The organism is Paraburkholderia sp. GV068 (genome assembly GCF_003058125.1).
GTDB classification, from domain to species: Bacteria; Pseudomonadota; Gammaproteobacteria; order Burkholderiales; family Burkholderiaceae; genus Paraburkholderia; species Paraburkholderia graminis.
This window is the reverse complement of record NZ_QBUB01000039.1, coordinates 1-1,411: the sequence shown is the minus strand read 5'-3', so window position 1 is coordinate 1,411 and position 1,411 is coordinate 1. Positions and strand designations below refer to the sequence as shown.

At 62.6% G+C, this 1,411-nt stretch carries 3 protein-coding genes; all 3 read right to left on the bottom strand.

Annotated elements, in window-relative coordinates; all coding sequences use genetic code 11:
- Positions 1 to 632: FAD-dependent oxidoreductase (locus tag C8K18_RS32960; protein ID WP_146190910.1), on the bottom strand; the 632-nt coding region annotated here is incomplete at its 3' end.
- A 4-nt stretch (positions 633 to 636) separates the two neighbouring features.
- Positions 637 to 1,005: a succinate dehydrogenase, hydrophobic membrane anchor protein gene (gene sdhD, locus C8K18_RS32955; RefSeq protein ID WP_006047558.1), complete on the bottom strand. Its 369-nt coding sequence runs from the start codon at positions 1,003 to 1,005 to the stop codon at positions 637 to 639.
- A gap of 2 nt (positions 1,006 to 1,007) precedes the next feature.
- Positions 1,008 to 1,411: succinate dehydrogenase, cytochrome b556 subunit (gene sdhC / locus C8K18_RS32950; protein WP_107711085.1), on the bottom strand; the 404-nt coding region annotated here is incomplete at its 5' end.

The window sequence follows — 1,411 nt, the reverse complement described above, 5'->3', positions numbered from 1 at the left end:
CCCGCGCCGCCCGTGGCGAACAGCGTCGTCTTGCCTTCGAGGATATAGACGTCGCCCGTTTCCATTTCGAGCGCGGTCACGCCGAGCACGTCGCCGTCGGCGTCGCGGATCAGATCGAGCGCCATCCATTCGACGAAGAACTGCGTCTTGGCCGCAACGTTCTGCTGATACAGCGTATGCAGCAGCGCGTGACCGGTGCGGTCAGCCGCCGCGCACGCGCGCTGCACGGGCTTCTCGCCATAGTTTGCGGTGTGGCCGCCGAACGGGCGCTGGTAGATCGTGCCGTCCGCGTTACGGTCGAACGGCATGCCGAAGTGTTCGAGTTCGTAGACGGCGTTCGGCGCTTCGCGGCACATGAACTCGATCGCGTCCTGGTCGCCGAGCCAGTCGGAGCCCTTGATCGTGTCGTAGAAGTGGTAGTGCCAGTTGTCCTCGCTCATGTTGCCGAGCGACGCGCCGATGCCGCCTTGCGCGGCGACCGTATGCGAGCGCGTGGGGAACACTTTCGAGAGCACGCACACCGACAGACCCGCGCGCGCCAGTTGCAGCGACGCGCGCATTCCCGAGCCGCCCGCGCCGACGATAACCACGTCGAACTTGCGACGCGGCAGGGCATTCTTGATTGCAGCCATGCTTTTACACTCTCCAGAGAATCTGCGCGGCGTAGCCCGCACACGCGAGCAGCCAGACGATCGTCAGCGCCTGCAGCAGCAGACGCACGCCCACGGGCTTCACATAGTCCATCCAGATGTCGCGGATGCCGACCCACGCGTGATAGAAGAGCGAGAGCAGCGTGACGAAGGTGGCGAGCTTCATCCATTGCGTCGCGAAGATCGACGCCCAGCCTTCATAGGAGAAGTCGCGCGCGCCGAAGAACCACGCGAGCAGGATCACCGTGTAGAGGGCCATCACGCAGGCGGTGATGCGTTGCGCGAGCCAGTCGCGCAGACCGTAGTGGGCGCCGACGACCAGACGCTTCGAGCCGATTCGGTTATTGGCTGCCATGTTTAGAATGCTCCGAAGAGTTTGAGCGCGAACACGATGGTCAGCAGCGACGACACCACGAACACCACGATCGAGGTCTGCTTGCCTTTCTCTTTGGTGACGGCTTCATGGTTGGTGTCCATCAGCAGGTGGCGAACGCCGGCGCAGAAATGGAACAGGTAGGCCCACGCGAGCACCAGCGTGATGAGCTTGACGATGATATTGGAGAGAAAGCCCTTGAAGACTTCGAAGCTCAGCTCGGAAGTCAGGCTCTGGTCGAAGAGGTACAGCAGGAACGGCAACGCGACGAACAGCAGGCCGCCGCTCAGCCGATGCAGAATCGACACGCGCCCCGCAAGAGGCAGGCGATACGCCGTCAATATCTGCCCGATACCGATGTTCCGGAACTCCGGCCTCGGTTTTTTTA

Coding starts and splice junctions, on each gene's coding strand:
- sdhD (WP_006047558.1), bottom strand. CDS start 1,005: ATGGCAGCCAATAACCGAATCGGCTCGAAGCGTCTGGTCGTCGGCGCC.